Genomic DNA, 20033 nt, shown 5'->3' on the forward strand with positions numbered 1-20033 from the left:
CCTGTATTACTTTGGAATAACTTGCCGATATTTAAAAAAGCAGCCTGCACTTTAAACAACAAAGTGCAGGCTGCTTTTTCGTATGGTTTAGAAATAGGCCACTTTCAAAATTTCGTATTCGCGCAAGCCGCTGGGTGCCTGCACTTCGGCAATATCGCCTTCTTCTTTGCCGATGAGGGCGCGGGCGATGGGGGAATTGACGGAAATTTTGAAGAGTTTGATGTCGGCTTCGTCGTCGCCCACGATTTGGTATTGGGCTTTTTCGTCGGTGTCCAAGTCCAGCAGTTGCACGGTTGCACCGAAAACGATTTTGCCTTCCGCGTGGATTTCTTTGGGGTTGATGATTTGCGCGTGGGCGAGCTTGTTTTCCAATTCGGCAATGCGGCCTTCAATGAAGCCTTGTTTTTCTTTGGCGGCTTCATATTCGGCATTCTCGGACAAATCGCCGTGCGAGCGTGCTTCGGCAATGGCCTCGATAATGGCGGGGCGTGCAACGCTTTTGAGTTTTTGCAGTTCTGCTTTGAGCTGTTCTGCACCGTTTACGGTTAAGGGGATTTTTTTCATGGTTTTCTCCTGTGCAACTGCGCTGGGGGTGCAGGCTGCTTTTTAATAAAAACGCAAGCCGCAGGAAATTTGCGGCTTGCTGAGAGCGTTTGTGTTGGCACGTATTGTACCAAATTGTGTAGGAAAAGCAAGTTATTGCAATGGCTGCATACCCATAAATTCCAGCAGCCAGTTGGTGAAGGCAGGGTTGTTGGGTTTGTTGTTCAAATGCGGCCAACGCTGCTGCCAGCCGCGCAGGGCGTGTTCGATCATGGCTTTGGATTGTGCGGCGGTGATGGTGCCGCGTTGGCTGTCCACCATGGCTTGCAGATAGATTTCATACACGCTGTCGTCCACGATATTGCTGCCGGAGGTGCGCAGGCGGAAGCGGTTCAGGTGCTGGGCAGCCTGCACTTTGGTCATCTGCCCGTCGCGCACTTTCGCACCGATGCGGCGTGCTTCCGCGCGGATTTTGGTGACGTCCGACCAGTGCTGCTGTGCCAACGTGTAGCCCGAGCGGCCGCCGGATACGCCTGATGCTGGGTTGGGCGCTGAACAGGCGGACAAAACGAGTGCGGCGATGATGGCGGAAAGATGGATTTTTTTCATGCGAAACTCTGTAAGGATTGGTTCAGATTGGTTAATAATTTACGCGATAATAGCGGATTTTTGCGGAAAATGAAAGTGCAGGCTGCTTTAGGCTATTCTTCGCGCTGGTAAAAACGGCTGTTCAAATAAAATGCTTTGCCTTCCTGAATGAGGACGAGGCAGATGGCGGCCAAGGGTAGGGCGATAAGCATACCGACAAAGCCGAAAAGCTGCCCGAACGCCATCAGCGAGAAGATGACCCAAAACGGGGAAAGGCCAATTCGGTCGCCGACAATCTTGGGAGTGATGAGGAAACTTTCCAGCAGTTGCCCCACCGCAAAAACGCCCCATACCGCCAGCAGGCCGCCCCATGTGTTGAATTGCAGCACGGCGGCGAGCGTTGCCAGCAGCAGGCCGGTGAACGCGCCCAAATAGGGGACGAAGACCAAAATGCCCGCCACCATGCCGATGGCGAAGCCCGAGTCCAGGCCCGTCAGCATCAGGCCGGTGCCGTATAACATACCCATAATCAGCATGACCATAAGTTGGCCGCGCAGAAATTCGCCCAACACGGTGTCCATATTGCCGGCAATGCGGTTGTAGCCGTCCAAGTATCGTCGTGGAATCATGGTGCGCACGCCGTCTTCCCAGTGCGACCAGTCGAGCAGGAAATAATACAGCAGCAGCGGCAGCAGGATTAGGTTGCTCAGCCCGCTGGCCAATGCGCCGCCGCTCTGCATCACGGCCGGCAGGGTTTTTTGCAGGTTGCCCTGAATGACGGAAGCGTTGGCGCGCAGCCATGCGGTGATGGTGTTTTCGTCCAATATGATGTGTTTGTCGAATTTCTGGTTGAGCCAGGGTAGGGCTTGGGTCTGCACATAATCGACCAGTTTGGGGATACGCTGGATGATGAGGTGGAGTTGTTGCAGCAGCATGGGGACGATGACCAAGAGCAGCGCGACAATCAGGAAAAAAGTAAACAGCATCACCCACATGGACGCGCGCGAACGGTTGATGCCGAGTTTTTCGATTTTGCAAACCAGCGGGTTGAGAATGTAGGCCAGCACGGCGGCGACGATGAACGGGGTGAGTACGTCGCTCAAATGGTAAACAGCGAACAGGAAGCTGCCAATCACGGCAATGCCGATAATCCATGGCGTGTAGGGGTGTTTGTGCGGTGGAAGCGACATGGGTGAAGCCTTTGGTGTGTGTATTTAAAATATAGTGAATTAAAATCGCAATGATACGGCGTTGGCTCGCCTTGACGTACTATTTGTACGCCTTGCGGCTCGCCGCCTTGTCTCATTTTTATTTTAATCCACTATAAAATATGGAATTGGGTTAAGGGAGGGATTATAGTGAAAAGTATCGGTTTTTTCTATGGAAAAAGCAGCCTGCACGGTAAACGGGAAAGTGCAGGCTGCTTTTTGCTGTGCGGATTATTTGTAAATCCATTCGTCGGGCATTTCGTCAAAGCGGATGACGCGGCCGCCGTTTTCTTTTGCAAACGCTTCGGCCTTGGCCAAATCGGAGAAGGGCACGGAATCGACCGTCTTCATGCCGCTGACAAATTTGCTTTCAATCACATAATACGCGGTTTTGGCATCAATCCATGCAGTGTCGGAGTTCGGCTGCCCCATATCGGTCACATAAATGGCAGCGATGTCTTTCGGTTCGCCCGGATGGCGCGTGAAACCGAAAGCCTGATTCACGGTGGAGAACCACACAGGCTCGTCCGGCCGGCTTTCCAAAATAATCTGCGCTTTGCCGCCGACGTGTTCCGTCAGGTTCATTGTGCAGTAATAGCCTTTGGATTCGGCGGTGAAATTTTTGGGCGGTGGCGGCGGTTTGGCGGAATCGGACGTTTCGCCGCAAGCGGCCAGCAGCAGGCCCGTCAGGGCGATGGGGATGAGTTTGTTCAGCATTAGTGTTTTCCTCTTCTTTATTGTTATGGGCGGGGGTTAAATGGGGCGGCGGGCGAACAACCATGCGGCCAGGGCGAACGGAATGGCAATCCAGCCCAGTTGCGCCGCCAGCAAAGCCGATTTGCTCAGGCCGATTTGCCCGCTCACGCCGGCCATGCCCGAATACATGGCGGTGTTTTCAAAGCCGGTCAGGTTGAGCAGGCGGTAAATGTCGGTCGGGTTGAGCAGCAGGATGTTTTCCAAGATTTTGGCGGTGATTTTCTGTTTGGTGTCGGCCACCAGAATGCCCAGCAGCGCCATGTCGAAAATCACGACGAAAAACAGCCACACGCCGATGGCCAAGCCCGCCGCCGTGCCGCGTTCTTTCACTTTGGCGCTAATCAGGTAGCCCATCGACAAAAACGCCGCGCCCAACAGTATGCTGGCGGCAATCAGAAGGAAAAAGGGTTTCCATGCCGCCAAATACAGCCCGCCGAAATTGTATTGCAGAATCAGGCCGGCAGCACCGTAGCCTACCACGGTGGCGAGCGTGAGCATGATGATGTGGCCAAGAAATTTGCCGACCAGAATATGCCAGCGCGAAAGCGGGTAGCTCAGCAGCAATGCCATGGTGCCGCGTTCGATTTCGCCAATCAGCGCATCATACGCCATCAGCATGGCGATGAGCGGAATCAGGAAAATGGACAGGCTCGACAGGCTGACCACGGTAACGGTGAGCGGATCGACTTTCACGCTGCCGGTGGGCGCACTGCCCATGAATCCGAGTGCCAGCGCGAGTGTGAACATTAACACGGTGGCGGCCAGCACCCAGCGGTTGCGCAGATTGTCGCGGATTTCTTTTTGGGCGATGATGACAATGGGGGACATGGTGTTTCTCAAGGAATGATGGATTTCAAAGGGTGCAGGCTGCTTTTTGATGTGCAGGCTGCTTTTGGGGACGCAGCGGCGTGTGCGTCAAATATCTTCCCGTTTCAAAAATTCGGCATACACTTCGTCCAAAGTGGGCGTGTGGATGTCGATTTGCGCAATATTGTCCAGGCTGCCCAATTCACGCAGGCGTTCGGCCTTTTCGGAGGCATCGCAACGGCAATGGAAGTGGAGCGGTTCGAGGGCCTGCCAGCGTTCGGGCAGGGGCGTTTCGCGGTTCAGCACCACGTCAATCGTCACCGGCAGGCCGCTTTGGACGTGCAGTTCGTGCATATTGCCGTCCGCCACTTTGTGCCCGTTTTTCATCACCACGACGCGGTCGGCATGCCCGTCCAGTTCCGCCAATGCGTGGCTGCATAGCAAAACGGTTGCGCCCTGTTGTTTGAGTTCGCCGATGATTTGGTAAAACATCTGCCGCGAAGCCGGGTCAAGCCCCGTGGTGGGTTCGTCCAGCAGCAGCAGTTTCGGGTTGCCCAACAATGCCTGCGCCAATGCCAAACGCTGGCGCATGCCTTTGGAATACGCGCCCACACGTTTGTTGGCCGCCTGGGCAATGCCCACGCGCTCCAGCAATGCGTGGTTCAGCGACAAATCCGTGCCTTTGAGTTTGGCGTAAAAATCCATGGTCTCTTTGCCGGTGAGCGACGGGTGCAGTGCCACGGTTTCCGGCAGATAACCCATTTGGCGGCGGATTTGGGCGGAATGCCCGTTGGAAATGTCTTCGCCGAACAGGGTGATTTTGCCTTCGCTGGGGCGAATCAGCCCCAAGATGAGCTTCATCATGGTGGATTTGCCCGCACCGTTGTGTCCGGCCAAACCGACGCATTCTCCGGCCTGCAAAGTGAGATTGACTTGATTGACGGCTTTTTGTTCGCCGAATTGTTTGGTTACGTTGTCCAGAATAAGGTGTGTCGGGTTCATGATTGGGTCGCTTGTTGCGGTGCAGGCTGCTTGATTTGCAGTTGGCGCAGTTTCTGCACGGTTTCGGAATCGGGCATGGTCATCAGCGGTTTGCTGTCGGTAACGCCGCCGGGCATGATGGCCGGGAACTGCTGCTGCGCCCATTTCACAATGCTGACGGCGGGACTGTTCATTAACAGGCGGGCGGCCGGCGCGCGCCATAAAATTTGGTCGGTGATGCTGTTGGGTTTGTAGGCGGTATCGGCAATGCCGTCGCCGTCCAAATCGAACGCGCTGTTGTCGCTCCAATAGTTGCCTTTGCCGCCGTCCGCCCAGTCGCTAAACCGCGTGCCGACGAATTTGATTTGGATTTCGTTATTGACAAAGGCGTTTTCGCGGATTTTGTTGCCTTCGGCTGCCGCACTGAAATGGATGCCCATGCCGCATTGGCCGAAATAGTTGTTGGTAAAGAGGTTATTGTTGGCGTTGTACATGAAAATGCATTTGTCGGATTTTTCAATCGCGTTGCCCACAATTTCGGAATTGTTGGCATAGTTGAGCATCATGCCTTGTTCGAGGTTGCTCCATGAAATATTGTTTTTCACTTTGATGCGCTCGGAAAACATGATGGCGTAACCGATGGTGTTTCCGTAGGCAACGTTGTCGTTGATTTCGCTGTCGTTGGTGTACATATAATGCACGCCGTAGCGCAACTGGTGAAAGGTGTTGTGGCTGAATACGTTGAAATTGCTGGCATTGGAGAAAATGCCGTCGCGGCCGTAGGAAATGTCGTTGTGGATGACTTTGGAATACAGCGAATTCCACACGGTAACGCCGTTGCCGCGCTCGTTCACGCGCAGTTGTTTGTCGCCGATAATCGTGTTGCCTTCCACCAAGGCTTCGGGTGCGCCCCACAAATACACGCCGACTGAATTTTCCAATAGGTGGTTGTTGAGAATTTTGGCGCGGGCGGCGGCTTTGTCCAGAAAAATGCCGGCATCCATATCGGGCAGGCTCAAGCCGGAGCGTGTGACGGTGAGGTTTTTTAAGGTAACGTCCGGTGCGGACACGGAAACGGTGCGGCCGGTACGGTCGCCTTCGATAATGGCGCTGTGCTGTTCCGTGCCTTCGATGGTGAGGGGTTTGTTGATGATGATTTTGCCGCTGTATTTTCCGGCGGCCAAACGCAGCGTGTCGCCCGGTTGCGCTTGGTCGATGGCTGCCTGCAAGGATTGCGAGGGTTGCACGTCGATAACGGCCGCGTGTGCGGATAATGTGCCGGCAAATAGGAAGGCAAGGGGGAGGGATGGGATACGCATAATGTGTGAAGGCCGGTGCAGGCTGCTTTTGGGCAGCGGGATTTTATTTTGATATTTCAAACAAAACGTTCAATGGAAAAAAGCAGCCTGCACTTTATCTGGAGTGGTGCATACGGAAGGCTGCGGTGGGTTTGTTTCAAATATCAAAATAAGGTGTGCGCTCTACCGAACTATACAAGTAGTGCAATAGAGCGGCACACCCTATTGTTTAGGCAGGATTATTTAGCCGCAGAAGCAGAAGATGCCGCTGCTGCCGAAGCCGCAGGCGCTGCCGGGGCAGAAGCTGCGGATGCTGCCGAAGAAGATTTATTGGCTGCGTCGCCTAAAAGCGGTTCGCCTTTTTTGTGTACGATCATGCGGCCGGACATTTCCATGTGCAATGCGTGGCAGAACCATTGGCAGTAGTACCAGTACACGCCCAAACGGTTGGCCGTGAAGGTTACGGAAGAAGTGGCTTGCGCACTCATTTCCATGGCGATACCGTGGCCTTCCAGCGTAAAGCCGTGGGTCAAGTCTTCGATGGTTTCCATGTTGGTCACGGTAACGGTAACTTCGTCGCCTTCGTACACTTCGAAAGAAGGCAGGCTGAACGCAGGGGCAACTGCGGTCATGTACACGCGCACTTTGTTGCCTTCACGGATAACGTTGGCTGCTTTTTCCAGTTCAATGCCGTCTTTTTTGGCTTGGTCCAAAGCGCCTTGCCACATCCATGGATCTTTGCGGTCCCAGGCTTTTTTCGGATTGATTTTGCTGGCGGCTACCAACATCATATCGTGTGGTTCGGCAAAGGTCGGGTTGTCGTGTACCAGACGCATTTCTTCGCCGGAAATGTCGATCAACTGGTCGCATTCCGGTTTCAGCGGGCCAACGTTCAAGAAACGGTCTTTGGAGAACTTGTTCAAAGATACCAGCCATTGGCCGTCCGCCTCTTTGGTTTCACCCATAGTGGTGTGGTTGTGGCCAGGTTGGTAGCTCACGTCCAGTTTTTGTACGATGTAATCGCTGGTTTTGCTTTGGCTGGCATAGGCATCAATGGCTTTTTGGATGTTCCATTTCACCATTTGGCTGTCCAAGAACAAAGTGGTGTAGGCATTGCCGCGGCCGTCGAATGCGGTGTGGAGAGGGCCCAGACCCAATTCGGGTTCGGCAACCACCACGTCGCGCTCTTTGATTTTGCCTGCGAACAAGTCGTCCAGTTTGCGGACATCCAACACGGTTACGGTAGGCGACAGTTTGCCGTTCAGCATGATGTAGTTGCCGTCCGGAGAAGCGTTACAGCCGTGTGGAGAGTTAGGCACGGGGATGTAGCGGGTGTAGTTTTTGGCGGCGTTGGTTTTGCGGCCGTCCAATACTTTCACGCCCTCGATTTCTTTGAAATCGCCTGCTTTAATGCCTTCTTCAATGGCTTTAAGGTTGAACACGACGCACCAGTCTTGCTCGTTGGCGGATGCTTCGGTAACGGTAACGCCTTTTTCAGAGTTATAGCAGGTAGAGAACGAGTATTTGCCTTGGTAGTCGGCATCGCCGTTGTCCAAGTTGCCGTCCACCATGACTTGCCATGCGATTTCCATGGTTTCGCCGTCAATGGCAGTGTAGACAGCCCAGTAGTTTTTGGCAGGGTCGTCCAGCATGGTGCCGTTGTTAGGTACGGGAACGATGTGTTCGCCGTTGGCAAATACGTAACCGGTTTTCGGATAACGTTGCGGACGCAGGCCGTGGATACCGGATGCATTCGGGATTTCTACGATTTTGTCGGCTTTCATCACGTCGCAACGGATACGGCAAACGCGGTTGTTTGCTTTATCGTTGGCGTAAACGTAACGGCCGTCGTAAGTGCCGTCTGTGAACGACATGTGCGGGTGGTGCAAGTCGCCGTTCGGCATGCAGGGCATACCGGATTTTTTCAGAAAGTCACGCGTTTGCTCGGTCAGGTGGGCATTCAAGATGGCACGGCTTTCGTTGGTGCGACCCCAACCTGTTGCACTGTCCATGTTGAATACGGGGATGCGCATCAGTTCGCGCATGGAAGGCACGCCGACAATACGCATTTCGCCGGATTGGCCGCCTGAAAGGAAGCCATAGTATTTGTCCAGTTCGCCCGGACCTACGTGTGGGGACAGACCGCCGGCAACTTCATGGCTGCTTGCCGCAGCGGAAGCACCTGCATCTGCCGCAGCAGAAGCGCCTGCGTGTGCCGCAGAGGCTGCTTTACCGCCTTGCGCACCGCCGGAGCAGGCAGCAAGACCCATCAGGCCAACGCTGGAAGCGGCAGCCGTGCCCAAGAAACTACGGCGGCTAATTTTATTTTCTGACATAGATAAACTCCTTACGATGAAGAAACGTGGTGACCCACGGGTAATATAAAATAGTCCTATTTCGAAAGTGCAGGCTGCTTTTCAGTCTGCCCGAAAGCAGCCTGCACTCGGAATAGTGCTTATTTTATTCGGTTTTGGATTTAGGCACGAAATGCACCACCTGTTCTTCAGGTTGTTGTGCTTTTTGTGCGTCCAATTCGGCTTTGGCGGCTGCCTGTTTTGCTTTTTTCTTGTTAGTGGCCACCACTTGTGGGCAGCGTGTTTCGTGATTATACATCACTTGGCAGTGCAGGCATTGGATACATTCGTTCGGGTTGATATCGCCTTCCGGGGCAATCGCCTGCACAGGGCATTCGTGATTACAAATCTGGCAAGGGTTGCCGCACATCGGATAGCGGCGCAGCCAGTTGAAAATCTGCAATTTGGCAGGAATGGCCATAGCCGCGCCCAGTGGGCACAGGTAGCGACAGAAAAAGCGTTCGATGAACAGGCCGGCCACCAGCAGCGATACGGCAAACAGCACAAACCACCATTCGCGGACAAAGTGCAGGATAATCGCGGTTTTAAACGGCTCGACTTCTGCCAGTTTTTCGGCAAAGCCCAATTCATACAGCGAAACGCCGAATAATACCATGAAAATCACATATTTGATGGCGGTCAAACGGGTATGGATGCCGAATGGGACGGTGATCTGTTTCACGCCGATTTTTTTGGCGATGGCATTGGTCAATTCCTGCAAAGAACCGAATGGGCAGAGCCAGCCGCAGAATGCGCCGCGCCCCCACAGCAGCATGGCAATGGCCGTAGCGCTCCACAGCGTGAAGATGAACGGATCCATCAGGAAATAATCCCAGCTGAAAGGCCCTTGCACAATGGCGGATGACAAGGTCAGCACGTTCACCACCGACAATTGCGCGTGCAGGTACCAGCCGATATAAACCAGCGTCACCGTCAGATAAACATAGCGGAAGCGGTTGTAAAATTTTTCGTGTTTGACCAATGTGTCTTGGAAGAAGAATACGCCGGTCAGAATCAGCAGCATAATGCCGATGGCGATAATGTGCGGCATTTTTTCCTGCCACAACTGTTTCCAAATCATGCGCTGCGGATTATCTTCGGCTGCGCCGACATCTGCATTGGCGGCTGTCGGGTCGGCGGCAGCGGCAGCAGCACCGGAAGCGGGTGCTGGCGCATCAATCGCCACGGGTGTGCCGTTAGGGTCGTCCACCGTGAAAGACTGCGGCATTTGGTAGTTCAAATCAACGGTCACGAAGGCTTTGTTCTGTACGCTCAATTCATGCTGAACCATCAGCTGCAAGCGCCAAGGTTCGGCAGGGTCGAACGAAAAATCTTCCGGTGTGACGAATAGCGAAACCTCTTTGAAATGCGGTGCGCCCTTGGCAAGCAAATCCAACAGGCGGGTGTGGTGCAAGTCGGTAAAGCGGAAGCCGTTGTCGTTTTGAATCACTTCGATACGGTCAAAAATACCGCCGCGCACATAGCCCGAACCTTTCCAGGAATACACGCCTTCACCGGCCACGATAATGGCGGATTGGTTGGGTTTCAAACGCGATTGCAACTCGGCGAAACCGCTTTCGCCCAATAAGCTTTTACCGATGGATGGTTGGGAAACCACGGCGGTGTATAAGTTGATAAATGTGTCGTCCGGATTGCCGGCAAACGGGTGCTGTGCGGCTTCGGGATTGTTTTCTGCCAGCATTTTGTTGGCATCGCCAATGCTCAAATGCAGTTTTTGCACCGCACCCTGTGCCAGCAGGTCGTCCCATGACAATATGTCTTGCTTGTCCATGTTCGGCAGGCGGTGCGGACGGGTTTGGGCAGCCGTATTGGCGGTGGTGGCAGCTGCTCCGCCCTGTTTGTTGAGTTCGGCGGTAATCACGCGTGCGGAACGGACGATACTGTCGCCAATCACCACCACGGTTACGGTGGCGCCGGTCACGATTTCGGACGGTGTGGAGCCTGCTTTGGGCGGATTTTTGGTCGGGTTCAGGCCGATATAGCCGTTAATAAACGTATCGACTTTAGACACGGGGATGCCGACCAGCAGGATGGGTTCGTGGTGTTCCAGCATTTTTGCGCCGCGGATGGTGCCTTCTTTGTCCAGTGCGACAATCGTGTCAATCGGTTTGCTGGAATAGCCGCGGGTATTGACCACGTCGGTGGTGATATACACTACGCCGACTTCTTTGTCGCCTTCGTAAATTTTCGCCGTCATCGGTTTGCCTTCTGGCGTGCCGAAACGGGTGGCGTTCGGGAAGATGTCGGCGGGTTTGACGCGGTTAATCAGTTCGGGCAGACGTTCGGCATGCGCGGGCAGGAAGGCCAGAAGCGCAAACAGCAGAACGAAGCCGTAAACAAGACGCTGTATGGAGCGTTGCATGATGGGGGTGTACATTGACAATCCTAAAAAGCAAATACTGAAACGGAATATATTTTAGAACATTTGGGGCGGTTAAGTTTGATATTTATCAAGAGCCCATCCGAAACCCTAGCCTAAATTATAAAATATTTACATATTTTAATAAAGCAAACAAAGCAGCCTGCACTTTTTTAAACGATGAAATTTAAAGTGCAGGCTGCTTTTCAGGCTTTGTCAGGTGTTATACGACACCTTGCGCCAGCATGGCTTCGGCCACTTTTTTGAAGCCGGCGATATTGGCACCGTTGACGTAGTTGGTATAGCCGTTTTCCGTGCCGTTTTCCACGCAGTTTTCGTGAATGTTCTGCATGATGTCGAACAGGCGCGCATCCACTTCTTCGCGGGTCCAAGACAGATGCATGTGGTTCTGGCTCATTTCCAAGCCGGAAGTGGCCACGCCGCCCGCATTGGACGCTTTGCCCGGCGCATACAGGATTTTCGCGTTGATGAATGCTTCCACCGCGCCCAGGGTGGACGGCATGTTCGCACCTTCGGCAACGCATTTCACACCGTTGGCCAACAGGGTTTTCGCATCGTTTTCGTCCAGTTCGTTTTGTGTGGCGCAGGGCAGGGCGACATCGCAGGCCACACCCCAAGGACGTTTGCCTTCAAAGTATTCCAGGCCTTGTTCTTTGGCGTACACGGAAATGCGTTCGCGGCGCACTTCTTTCAGCTCGATCAGGGCGGCCAGCTGCGCTTCGGTCATGCCGCTGTCGGGGAATTTGACGAAGCCGTTGGAATCGGACACGGTCAGCACTTGCGCGCCCAGTTGGATGGCTTTTTCGGCAGCATATTGCGCCACGTTGCCGCTGCCGGAAATGGTAACGCGTTTGTGCGCCATGCTGTCGCCTTTGGTTTTGAGCATGTGGTCGGCAAAATAAACCGTGCCATAGCCCGTGGCTTCCGGACGGATGAGGCTACCGCCGTAGGTCAGGCCTTTGCCGGTGAGGACGGATGTGAATTCGTTGGAGAGTTTTTTGTATTGGCCGAACAGGAAGCCGATTTCGCGGCCGCCCACGCCGATATCGCCGGCAGGTACGTCGGTATCCGCGCCGATGTGGCGGTAAAGCTCGCTCATAAAGGCTTGGCAGAAGCGCATCACTTCGGCATCCGATTTGCCTTTGGGGTCGAAGTCGGAGCCGCCTTTGCCGCCGCCCATGGGCAGGGTGGTCAGGCCGTTTTTAAATACTTGCTCGAAAGCCAGGAATTTCAAAACGCCCAAGTTCACGGTGGGGTGGAAGCGCAGGCCGCCTTTATATGGGCCGATGGCGGAGTTCATTTGCACGCGGTAGCCGCGGTTCACCTGCACTTGGCCTTTGTCGTCCACCCAGGAAACGCGGAACATAACGACGCGTTCGGGTTCTACAAGGCGTTCCAGCAGGCTTTGCTGCATGTATTTCGGATTCTTCGCCAAAAAGGGCTGCAGGCTGCCGAAGACTTCTTCGACGGCTTGGTGGAATTCCGGTTGGTTGGGGTCGCGTTGCTTAATGGTTTGAAATAATTGATCTAAATTATTCATGATAATCTCCGTAGGAGTGAGGGGATGCAGGCAGCCTGCAGTTGGTTGTGAGCGTGCCGCCCGAGCATGTGATGGCGTTATGCCGGTGAAGGTAATCACACTACCGTGTTCGAGCGACGGATGTAGTGTAACAACAAGCACATCGACACGCTAGCCATTGGCAAAAAAAAATTTGGCCATGTGCAGGCTGCTTTTGAATGTTTTATACTTACGCGTTCACATTTGTCGGACGATAGGAAACAAGATGCCGCACCGTGCCCAATTTCTCAACAAAATCCCCCCGTTGCAACCGCCCGCATGGCTGCGGGGCGGCAACGCGCAAACGCTGTACGGCAAAATGCTGCAGCGTTCCGACCTGAATTACCGCCGCGAACTTTTGCCCGACAGCTACGGCGAAGATAAGGCGGCATACGATTTTATCGATTCGCCGCATCAAGACGCGCCCTGCGTGGTACTGCTGCATGGTTTGGAAGGCAGCAGCCGCAGCCATTACGCAGTGGAAATGATGTATGCCATACGGCAACGCGGCTGGAACGGCGTGGTGGCGCATTTCCGTTCGTGCGGCGGCGTGCCGTCCAAGCGGATGTACCACAGCGGCGACACGCGCGAAGTGGCGCATATGCTCAACCTGTTGGCGCAGCGGTATCGCGAATTGTATGTGGTCGGCTGGTCGCTGGGCGGCAACGTGTTGGCCAAATATTTGGGCGAGCAGGGCAAAGCCGCATTGCCCAAAGCGGCGGCCGCCGTTTCCGCGCCCGTGAACCTGAATGCGGCGGGAGAAGCATTGCAGCACGGTTTGCCGTATTTGCTGTATACGCCGTATTTCCTGCACACTTTGCTCACCAAAGTGCCGAAGTCCGACAAAAAAATCCGCAGCCTGGGCGCATTCGACAATGCCTACACCGCGCCGATGCACGGATTTACCGATAAATACGACTATTACACGCAAGCATCAGCCTGGCCGTGGCTGTCCAAAATCGAAGTGCCGACCTTGCTGCTCAATGCCAAAAACGATCCGTTTCTGCCGCCGCAATACCTGCCCACCGAACGCGACGTGTCGCCGCAGGTTTATCTTCTGCAACCGGAGCAGGGCGGGCATTGCGCGTTCGTATCCGGCGAAGGGCGCGGACATCTGCAATGGCTGCCGCAAACCGTGCTGGCGTTTTTCGACGAACAAATTGCCCGACGGCAAACGGAGTCTGCCCCATGAGCGCACCGAACCATTATGAAAATTTCCCAGTCGGCTCGATTGTGCTGCCGCGCAGGCTGCGCCGCCCGATTCACGCCGTGTATGCCTTTGCGCGTTATGCGGACGATTTGGCGGACGAAGGCGATGCCACGCCCGAAGAGCGGAAAAGCAGCCTGCACTTTCTGGCGCGCGAATTGGACAAAATAGGTGCGGAGCAAACGCCGGAAACCGCATTGATGCAGCGTTTGCAGGCCGAAGCGGTGGCACCGTTCTCCCTGCCGTTGCAGCCATTTTACGATTTGCTCTCCGCCTTTGAGCAGGACACGCACAAAACGCGCTACCAGCATTTCGGCGAACTGGTGGATTATTCGCGCCGTTCCGCCAATCCTATCGGGCGGATTATCCTGTATTTGTACGGGCAGACCGACCCGCAGTCCGTCGGGCAGAGCGACGGCATCTGCACCGCCTTGCAGCTTATCAATTTTTGGCAGGACGTGGCGGTGGATTGGCAGAAAAACCGCGTTTACCTGCCGCAGGATGATATGGCGAAATTCGGCGTGACCGAAGACGATTTGGCTGCAGGCTGCATGACCCCCGCGCTGCGGAAACTGCTGGCCTACGAATGCGGCAGGGCGCGCAAAATGCTGTATGCCGGCGCGCCGCTGGGCAAACGTTTGAAAGGCCGGCTGGGATTCGAATTGCGCCTGATTATTTTGGGCGGCGACCGGATTTTGCAGAAACTGGCGGAAAACCAATACGATGTTTTCCAAAAACGCCCCGTGCTGGTGTGGAAGGACTACTGGCTCATGCTCAAACGCGCATGGCAGAAAAAATAAGCAGAAATTTCAGTTGAATAGGAAATGAATCATGAAAAATGTGGTGATTTTGATTTCAGGGCGCGGCAGCAATATGCAGTCGATTGTGAACGCGGAGATTCCGAATGCGCGGATTGCCGCCGTGTTGTCGAACAATCCCGATGCGGCCGGTTTGGCGTGGGCGGTGGAGCGCGGCATTGCCACGGCGGCGTTGAACCACAAAGATTTTGCCGACCGTGCCGCGTTCGACCGCGAAATGATGCGCCTGATTGACGGATTTGCCCCCGATTTGGTGGTGCTGGCCGGCTTCATGCGGATTTTAACGCCCGAATTCTGCGCGCATTACGAAGGGCGCTGCATCAATATTCATCCGTCGCTGCTGCCGGCGTTTACCGGCCTGCACACGCATCGGCGGGCGATTGAGGAAGGCTGCCGCGTGGCAGGCTGCACCATTCATTTTGTGACGGCGGAGCTGGACAACGGCCCAATCATTGCGCAGGGCGTGGTGCCGATTCTGGACGGCGATACGGAGGAGGCGCTGGCGGCGCGCGTGTTGTCGGTGGAACATGTGCTGTTCCCGCAGGCGGTGGCCGATTTTGTGTCAGGCAGCCTGCACATTGAGGGCAAGCGTGTGGTGAAAACGGCAGCGGCGGATGAGTCGCAACGGGTTTTGGCGTAGCCCCGATTGGGTAAAAAGCAGCCTGTACTTTGAAAAAGAATGTGCAGGCTGCTTTTTCATTGCCCGAAAAAAACCGCATTTGCCGTTGTCAGCAAATGCGGTTGTTAAAAAAACGATGGTTAATCAGGTGCAGGCTGCTTTTATGCCTTTGCCTCGCCCAGTTCTTTGGCCAGATACAGCCAAGTTTCCACCACGGTGTCGGGATTGAGCGAAATCGTTTCAATGCCTTCTTCGGTCAGCCATTTGGCAAAATCGGGGTGGTCGGACGGGCCTTGGCCACAAATGCCGACATATTTGTTTTGCTTGCGGCAGGCGGAAATGGCCAGGTGCAGCATCACTTTCACGGCAGGATTGCGCTCGTCGAACGTGCCGGCAATCGAGCCGCCGCTGTCGCGGTCCACGCCCAGCGTCAGCTGCGTCATATCGTTTGAGCCGATGGAGAAGCCGTCAAAATATTTCAGGAACTGCTCGGCCAAAAGCGCGTTGCTCGGCACTTCGCACATCATAATCAGGCGCAAACCGTTTTTGCCGCGCTCCAAACCGTTTTCTTTCAGGATGCGGATGACTTGTTCCGCCTCGCCCAGCGTACGCACAAACGGAATCATGATTTCCACATTGGTCAGCCCCATGGTGTCGCGCACATATTTCAAGGCTTTGCATTCCAGTGCAAACGCATCTTTGAAATCGTCGGACACATAACGCGCCGCGCCGCGGAAGCCCAGCATCGGGTTCTCTTCGTGCGGTTCGTACAGGTTGCCGCCCACCAGGCCGGCGTATTCGTTGGATTTGAAATCGGACATGCGCACGATGGCTTTGCGCGGATAAACCGAAGCGGCCAATGTGGCCACGCCCTCGGCGATTTTGTCCACATAAAAATCGGTCGGAGACGGATAACCGGCAATACGTTCGCGGATTTCGTCCTGCAAATCGCTGTCCAGTTTGTCGAATTCAATCAACGCTTTCGGGTGGATGCCGATTTGGCGGTTGATGATGAATTCCATGCGCGCCAAGCCGATGCCTTCGCTTGGGATATTGGTGAACGAGAACGCCAATTCGGGGTTGCCCACGTTCATCATGATTTTCACGGGCGATTTGGGCATGTTGTCCAACGCCACTTCATCCACCGATACATTGAGCAGGCCTTGGTAAATCAGGCCGGTATCGCCCTCGGCGCATGACACGGTCACTTCCTGTCCTTCTTGCAGCACTTGGGAAGCGTTGCCGCAGCCTACAACGGCGGGAATGCCTAATTCGCGCGCAATAATCGCCGCGTGGCAGGTGCGTCCGCCGCGGTTGGTCACAATGGCTGCCGCGCGTTTCATCACGGGTTCCCAATCCGGGTCGGTCATGTCGGTAACCAGCACGTCGCCGGGCTGCACGATATCCATTTGCGAAGCGTCTTTCACCAGGCGCACGCGGCCTTGGCCGACTTTCTGGCCGATGGCGCGGCCTTCGCACAATACGGTTTTGTTGCCGGAAATGGTGTAGCGGCGCAGGCTGCTTCCTTGTTCTTTTTCCTGCGATTTCACGGTTTCGGGGCGTGCCTGCAAAATATACAGCTTGCCGTCCAAGCCGTCGCGGCCCCATTCGATGTCCATCGGGCGGCCGTAGTGTTCTTCGATAATCAGCGCGTATTTCGCCAATTCGGTAATTTCTTCATTGGAAATGGAGAACTGCTTGCGTTCTTGTTCGGGGACATCCACCACCTGCACCGATTTTCCGGCTTGCGCGCTGTCGGTAAACGTCATTTTGATGAGTTTGGAACCCATGGTTTTGCGCAAAATGGCGGGTTTGCCGGCGCGCAGGGTAGGTTTGTGTACATAAAATTCGTCTGGATTGACCGCGCCCTGCACGACGGTTTCGCCCAAGCCGTAAGAAGCGGTGACGAACACAACATCTTCAAAGCCGCTTTCGGTGTCGATGGAGAACATCACGCCGGCCGCGCCGCTGTCGGAACGCACCATACGCTGAACGCCTGCCGACAACGCAACAATATCGTGCGCAAAGCCTTTATGCACACGATAGGAAATGGCGCGGTCGTTGTATAGCGAAGCGAATACATGGCGCATGGCTTCTTTCACATTCTCCAAGCCATTGATGTTCAGGAAGGTTTCCTGTTGCCCGGCAAAAGACGCATCGGGCAGGTCTTCTGCCGTTGCCGAAGAGCGCACGGCCACTGAAATTTGGTCGCTGCCTGCATCGGCCACCATTTTGTTCCACGCCGTTTCAATGTCGGCATCCAATTCGGCGGGGAACGGAGTCTCCAAAATCCATTGGCGGATTTCCTTGCCCACCCGTGCAAGCTCGGTAACGTCATTAACGTCCAAAGCGGCCAATGCCTGGGAAATGCGGTCGCTCAAGCCGTTGTGCGCCAGAAAGGTGCGGTAGGCTTCGGCGGTGGTGGCGAAACCGGTCGGTACACGCACGCCTTTTTCGGTCAGCTGGGAAATCATCTCGCCCAAAGAAGCGTTTTTACCCCCTACGCTTTCCACATCGGTCATGCGTAGATTTTCAAACCAAATAACGTTTTGAGACATGTGATTACGTCCTTAAAGAGAGTGGGAAATGAAGAAAATGCTTTAAATATGCGGTTGGGTAACCTTGCGTTAATCTATTTTAACGTTTGTCGGCAGCCGTGTCATGTGTTTTATGCGTGGAAACACGCAGGCAGCCTGCACTTTTACCATGTAATCTTGTGAAATTTTAATGTGTTTCTTATCTGATTTTAACGATTTTGGCAGGCTGCAATCGTCTTGAAAATGGGAAAGCCGGCATATTTTATGTGTTTTTGCGTTTAAATCAACAGGAATTTGCCTGAATAATGTGTAAAAAATATTGTTGTAGTCTGATGTAGTATTGCGTATTTTGGGTACAATAGCGGTTTTTTGCGAGGACAAAGAATGTTTTTTGTGGACAGAATGGCGGCGGTATTGAAGCCGACCGATGTGTTTTTGGCATGGTTGCAACAGTATGACGAGGATTTTGCGGATTTGACGTTGGCGCAACTGCGCGCGAATTGCAGCGTGTTCCTGCTGCCGGTGTTTGAAATGCCGGAAGAGGCGGTGGCTTATGTGGGCGAGCGGTATCGCGCTTTGTTTGCGGCGGAACTGGCTTCTTGGTCGGTTGACGAGGCGGATTTCCCGCAGCCGTTTGATTTGGCGCAGTTTTGGTCGTTTTTCGAGCTGGAAATTCACGATATGGTGTTGGATTTGGAAGAGGCGCAATGGCAAGGCAGTGCCGTGATGGACGAGTAATCCCGGTGCGTGTTTCGCGCTGGCGGCGCGTGCTGGTCGGCGTGTTGTGCGCGGCGTATGCGGCGGCGGTTTTGTGCTACTGGGAATGGTCGTGGGTGCAGGCTGCTTTGCTGCTGGCCGGTGCGGCGGCAGGTGTTTGGGCGATGCTTCTGCCGCATGATGTTTCGGAACTGGTGCTGGAAGACAAGGGTGTGGCTTATGTGCGCTACCGCGGGCAAAAGCAGCCTGCACGATTGGGCGCAGGCTGCCTGATGGTGCCGCGTTGGGCGTGTTTGTCGTGGCAGTTGGACGGCGGCGGTTCGGTGGCGCAGGTGTTGCTGCCGGACAGTTTGTCGGCGGAAGATTGGCGCTTCTTTTATGTGTGGGCGCAGCTTTGGCAGAAAGATTAAGTATAAACAGATGGTTATATGGAAATTTGTAGCCAAAAAAAGAAAAAACGTTTATAATTCAGCCCCATCGATTTTGCACGGCGCTGTTGAAAAGCAGCCTGCACTGTTTTTTTTGAAAAGGAAATCCCATCATGATGGTTCTGTATTCCGGAATTACCTGCCCGTTCAGCCACCGTTGCCGTTTCGTTTTGTTTGAAAAAGGCATGGACTTTACGATTAAAGACATCGATGTGTTCAACAAGCCCGAAGATTTGGCGGTGATGAACCCGTATAACGAAGTGCCGGTGCTGGTGGAACGCGATTTGGTGCTGTACGAATCCAATATCATCAACGAATATATCGACGAACGCTTCCCACACCCGCAGCTCATGCCGGCCGACCCGGTGATGCGCGGCCGCGGCCGTTTGGTGTTGCACCGTTTGGAAAAAGAGCTGTTTGTCCATGTGAAAACATTGGAAAACCCGTCTTCCACCGCCAAAATGCAGGCTGCCGCGCGCGAAGCGATTGCCAGCGGTTTGACTATGATTGCCCCCGCATTTGCCAAAAACAAATATGTTTTGGGTGACGACTTTTCCATGATTGACGTGGCGCTGGCACCGCTGCTGTGGCGCTTGGACCATTACGACATCAAATTGGGCAAGGCCGCCGCGCCGATTTTGAAATCCGCCGAGCGCATTTTCCAACGCCAAGCCTTTATCGACGCGCTCACGCCGGCCGAAAAAGCGATGCGCCGCTAACGGCAAAGTGCAGGCTGCTTTTGCTTGGGAGATGATATGGACACAGCGAATATTTCCACCAAACCCTATCTGATTCGCGCCTTATACGAATGGTGTTTGGACAGCGGTTGCACGCCGCATCTGGCGGTTTGGGTGAACGAGCACACGCGCGTGCCGGCGCAATATGTGCAGGACAATCAGATTGTCTTGAGCATCAGTCCGTCCGCCACCAAAGATTTGACGATTGACAACGAATGGATTCATTTCCATGCGCGCTTTGCCGGCGTGTCGCACGAAATCTGGATTCCGGTCGGCCATGTGTTGGGCATTTTCGCCAAAGAAACCGGCCAGGGTATGGGCTTTGAAGTGGAAGAATGGCAGCCGGACGAGTCTGCTGAAGCCGCATCCGCAGCCGCGCCCGAATCGGCGGAAACCGACCCGAATGACGGCGGAACGGCCAAAGTGGTTAAATTCCGCCCGAATCGCGGATAAAGTGCTATCATGCGCCATCGGTG

At 54.4% G+C, this 20033-nt stretch carries 18 protein-coding genes; 7 read left to right on the plus strand and 11 right to left on the minus strand.

From position 1 onward, the window contains the following. Positions 1-87: 87 nt before the first annotated feature. The 10 genes from greA to gdhA all read right to left on the minus strand — a co-directional run bounded on the left by greA (position 88) and on the right by gdhA (position 12476). On the minus strand, positions 88-564 hold the full coding sequence (greA, locus tag HMPREF9098_RS10365) for a transcription elongation factor GreA (protein ID WP_003784592.1): 477 nt from the start codon (positions 562-564) through the stop codon (positions 88-90). A gap of 132 nt (positions 565-696) precedes the next feature. Further along, a complete protein-coding gene (locus tag HMPREF9098_RS10370) occupies positions 697-1152 on the minus strand; it encodes a lipoprotein (protein WP_003784595.1) in 456 nt (151 codons plus the stop codon). 92 nt (positions 1153-1244) lie between these two features. Next, entirely contained in the window at positions 1245-2321 is a 1077-nt protein-coding gene (locus HMPREF9098_RS10375; RefSeq protein ID WP_003784598.1) for an AI-2E family transporter, read from the minus strand. A gap of 249 nt (positions 2322-2570) precedes the next feature. Next, positions 2571-3053, minus strand: coding sequence for a nitrous oxide reductase accessory protein NosL (locus tag HMPREF9098_RS10380; RefSeq protein ID WP_040564967.1), 483 nt, complete (start codon positions 3051-3053; stop codon positions 2571-2573). A 39-nt stretch (positions 3054-3092) separates the two neighbouring features. Next, positions 3093-3923, minus strand: a complete 831-nt coding sequence (locus HMPREF9098_RS10385; protein WP_003784602.1) for an ABC transporter permease — start codon at positions 3921-3923, stop codon at positions 3093-3095. A gap of 87 nt (positions 3924-4010) precedes the next feature. Then, entirely contained in the window at positions 4011-4904 is an 894-nt protein-coding gene (locus HMPREF9098_RS10390) for an ABC transporter ATP-binding protein (protein ID WP_003784604.1), read from the minus strand. Then, positions 4901-6202: a nitrous oxide reductase family maturation protein NosD gene (locus tag HMPREF9098_RS10395; protein WP_003784606.1), complete on the minus strand. Its 1302-nt coding sequence runs from the start codon at positions 6200-6202 to the stop codon at positions 4901-4903. The genes HMPREF9098_RS10390 and HMPREF9098_RS10395 overlap by 4 nt, the downstream gene beginning before the upstream one ends. A 218-nt stretch (positions 6203-6420) precedes the next feature. Next, positions 6421-8517 (minus strand): TAT-dependent nitrous-oxide reductase, encoded by a 2097-nt coding sequence (gene nosZ, locus HMPREF9098_RS10400; protein ID WP_003784611.1) that lies wholly within the window; start codon positions 8515-8517, stop codon positions 6421-6423. 124 nt (positions 8518-8641) lie between these two features. Beyond that, positions 8642-10918: a NosR/NirI family protein gene (locus tag HMPREF9098_RS10405; protein ID WP_172460033.1), complete on the minus strand. Its 2277-nt coding sequence runs from the start codon at positions 10916-10918 to the stop codon at positions 8642-8644. A gap of 220 nt (positions 10919-11138) precedes the next feature. After that, complete coding sequence (gene gdhA / locus HMPREF9098_RS10410) at positions 11139-12476, minus strand: NADP-specific glutamate dehydrogenase (protein ID WP_003784615.1); 1338 nt, start codon at positions 12474-12476, stop codon at positions 11139-11141. Positions 12477-12720: 244 nt separating this feature from the next. On the opposite strand from gdhA, the gene HMPREF9098_RS10415 reads away from it, so the two are divergent. Genes HMPREF9098_RS10415 through purN form a run of 3 tightly spaced genes read left to right on the plus strand, consistent with a single transcriptional unit; the run spans position 12721 to position 15159 of the window. Next, a complete protein-coding gene (locus HMPREF9098_RS10415) occupies positions 12721-13686 on the plus strand; it encodes a YheT family hydrolase (RefSeq protein WP_003784617.1) in 966 nt (321 codons plus the stop codon). Beyond that, the gene (gene hpnC / locus HMPREF9098_RS10420) at positions 13683-14501 is read left to right on the plus strand and encodes a squalene synthase HpnC (RefSeq protein ID WP_003784619.1); all 819 of its coding nucleotides are present in this window, start codon (positions 13683-13685) and stop codon (positions 14499-14501) included. Before HMPREF9098_RS10415 ends, hpnC begins: the two co-directional genes overlap by 4 nt. 31 nt (positions 14502-14532) lie before the next feature. Continuing rightward, a complete protein-coding gene (gene purN, locus HMPREF9098_RS10425) occupies positions 14533-15159 on the plus strand; it encodes a phosphoribosylglycinamide formyltransferase (RefSeq protein WP_003784621.1) in 627 nt (208 codons plus the stop codon). A gap of 140 nt (positions 15160-15299) precedes the next feature. Here purN and ppsA read toward each other — a convergent pair whose 3' ends face one another. Next, positions 15300-17696 (minus strand): phosphoenolpyruvate synthase, encoded by a 2397-nt coding sequence (ppsA, locus tag HMPREF9098_RS10430; RefSeq protein WP_003784622.1) that lies wholly within the window; start codon positions 17694-17696, stop codon positions 15300-15302. A 363-nt stretch (positions 17697-18059) separates the two neighbouring features. Here ppsA and HMPREF9098_RS10435 point away from each other — a divergent pair, with 363 nt between their 5' ends. The 4 genes from HMPREF9098_RS10435 to HMPREF9098_RS10450 all read left to right on the plus strand — a co-directional run bounded on the left by HMPREF9098_RS10435 (position 18060) and on the right by HMPREF9098_RS10450 (position 20010). After that, complete coding sequence (locus HMPREF9098_RS10435) at positions 18060-18413, plus strand: hypothetical protein (protein WP_003784624.1); 354 nt, start codon at positions 18060-18062, stop codon at positions 18411-18413. Positions 18414-18418: 5 nt separating this feature from the next. Next, entirely contained in the window at positions 18419-18802 is a 384-nt protein-coding gene (locus HMPREF9098_RS11245) for a hypothetical protein (protein WP_050781254.1), read from the plus strand. 131 nt (positions 18803-18933) lie between these two features. Next, positions 18934-19539 (plus strand): glutathione S-transferase N-terminal domain-containing protein, encoded by a 606-nt coding sequence (locus tag HMPREF9098_RS10445; RefSeq protein ID WP_003784633.1) that lies wholly within the window; start codon positions 18934-18936, stop codon positions 19537-19539. 36 nt (positions 19540-19575) lie between these two features. Beyond that, positions 19576-20010 carry a ClpXP protease specificity-enhancing factor gene (locus tag HMPREF9098_RS10450; RefSeq protein ID WP_003784635.1) on the plus strand — a complete coding sequence of 145 codons (435 nt, stop codon included), beginning with the start codon at positions 19576-19578 and terminating at the stop codon, positions 20008-20010. Positions 20011-20033 lie beyond the last annotated feature (23 nt).

This window comes from Kingella denitrificans ATCC 33394 (genome assembly GCF_000190695.1).
Lineage (GTDB): Bacteria > Pseudomonadota > Gammaproteobacteria > Burkholderiales > Neisseriaceae > Kingella_A > Kingella_A denitrificans.

Coding starts and splice junctions, on each gene's coding strand:
- greA (WP_003784592.1), bottom strand. CDS start 564: ATGAAAAAAATCCCCTTAACCGTAAACGGTGCAGAACAGCTCAAAGCA.
- HMPREF9098_RS10370 (WP_003784595.1), bottom strand. CDS start 1,152: ATGAAAAAAATCCATCTTTCCGCCATCATCGCCGCACTCGTTTTGTCC.
- HMPREF9098_RS10375 (WP_003784598.1), bottom strand. CDS start 2,321: ATGTCGCTTCCACCGCACAAACACCCCTACACGCCATGGATTATCGGC.
- HMPREF9098_RS10385 (WP_003784602.1), bottom strand. CDS start 3,923: ATGTCCCCCATTGTCATCATCGCCCAAAAAGAAATCCGCGACAATCTG.
- HMPREF9098_RS10390 (WP_003784604.1), bottom strand. CDS start 4,904: ATGAACCCGACACACCTTATTCTGGACAACGTAACCAAACAATTCGGC.
- HMPREF9098_RS10395 (WP_003784606.1), bottom strand. CDS start 6,202: ATGCGTATCCCATCCCTCCCCCTTGCCTTCCTATTTGCCGGCACATTA.
- nosZ (WP_003784611.1), bottom strand. CDS start 8,517: ATGTCAGAAAATAAAATTAGCCGCCGTAGTTTCTTGGGCACGGCTGCC.
- HMPREF9098_RS10405 (WP_172460033.1), bottom strand. CDS start 10,918: ATGCAACGCTCCATACAGCGTCTTGTTTACGGCTTCGTTCTGCTGTTT.
- gdhA (WP_003784615.1), bottom strand. CDS start 12,476: ATGAATAATTTAGATCAATTATTTCAAACCATTAAGCAACGCGACCCC.
- HMPREF9098_RS10415 (WP_003784617.1), top strand. CDS start 12,721: ATGCCGCACCGTGCCCAATTTCTCAACAAAATCCCCCCGTTGCAACCG.
- hpnC (WP_003784619.1), top strand. CDS start 13,683: ATGAGCGCACCGAACCATTATGAAAATTTCCCAGTCGGCTCGATTGTG.
- purN (WP_003784621.1), top strand. CDS start 14,533: ATGAAAAATGTGGTGATTTTGATTTCAGGGCGCGGCAGCAATATGCAG.
- ppsA (WP_003784622.1), bottom strand. CDS start 17,696: ATGTCTCAAAACGTTATTTGGTTTGAAAATCTACGCATGACCGATGTG.
- HMPREF9098_RS10435 (WP_003784624.1), top strand. CDS start 18,060: ATGTTTTTTGTGGACAGAATGGCGGCGGTATTGAAGCCGACCGATGTG.
- HMPREF9098_RS10445 (WP_003784633.1), top strand. CDS start 18,934: ATGATGGTTCTGTATTCCGGAATTACCTGCCCGTTCAGCCACCGTTGC.
- HMPREF9098_RS10450 (WP_003784635.1), top strand. CDS start 19,576: ATGGACACAGCGAATATTTCCACCAAACCCTATCTGATTCGCGCCTTA.